Source organism: Aerococcus sp. L_32 (genome assembly GCF_050689315.1).
Genome location: NZ_JBOEQF010000753.1, coordinates 1 through 880 on the forward strand (window position 1 = coordinate 1; position 880 = coordinate 880).

Annotated in this window: 1 protein-coding gene; it reads left to right on the forward strand. The window is 41.6% G+C overall.

Going from position 1 to position 880, the window contains the following annotated elements; genetic code table 11:
• Window positions 1-631, forward strand: a 631-nt coding sequence (locus tag ACRCJ0_RS16215; RefSeq protein WP_431391195.1) for an ABC transporter substrate-binding protein, incomplete at its 5' end; no start/stop codon positions are given.
• Window positions 632-880: the final 249 nt, after the last annotated feature.

Sequence of the window (880 nt, forward strand, 5' to 3'; positions counted from 1 at the left end):
TGTTTTACAAGATAACTCATCGGATTATGGTCAAAACTTAGCTTCTCAATTTGAGGAAGACTACTCAGGTGACGTTGTCATCAAAGAGTCGTTCTTATCAGGAGACACTGACTTCAGCTCAATCCTAAACAACGTTAAAGCCCAAGATCCAGACGTATTATTCATTGCCGGTTACTACCCAGAAGGTGGAGCCATCGTGAAACAAGCCCGTGAAATGGGCATCGACGCTGCAATCTTAGGACCAAACGGATTAGGTAACGACGAATTCATCAACTTAGCTGGTGCAGAAAACGTAACTGACTTCTACTACGCAACAATCTTTGTAACAGGAGAATACGGTTCAGACGCAGCCAACGAATTCGCAGAGAGATACCGTGCAGAATTTGACACAGAGCCAGACTTGTTCTCAGCAGGTGGTTATGACGCAGCCCGCTTAGCAGCTGACGCCATTGACCGTGCCGGTTCAACAGACCCACAAGCCATCCGCGACGCTCTAGAAGAGACCCAAGATTTTGAAGGGGTAACAGGAAACATCTCATTCGATGAAGACCACAACCCAGTAATGGACTCATTCGTAGTAGGCTACACAGAAGGCAAAATCTCATCAGTAGAAGCCGTAACAGCTGAATAATACCTACTTTATTGAAAAAAGGACAACAAGACCAAGTTGGATCAATATTAGTAGAAGAGTCGCGATGTTCATGTCGTGACTCTTTTTTTGAGTACAGCTAATATTTCAAGTTAATTCTACACATAGCTTCTGAGACATTTTCACGGTATGCGAAAATCAATTGTTTGTTATAGGATGATTCGATCAAGTAGCGTATAATATATTATGGATCAACAAATCAAATTAAAAATGTACAAAATATATGTATAT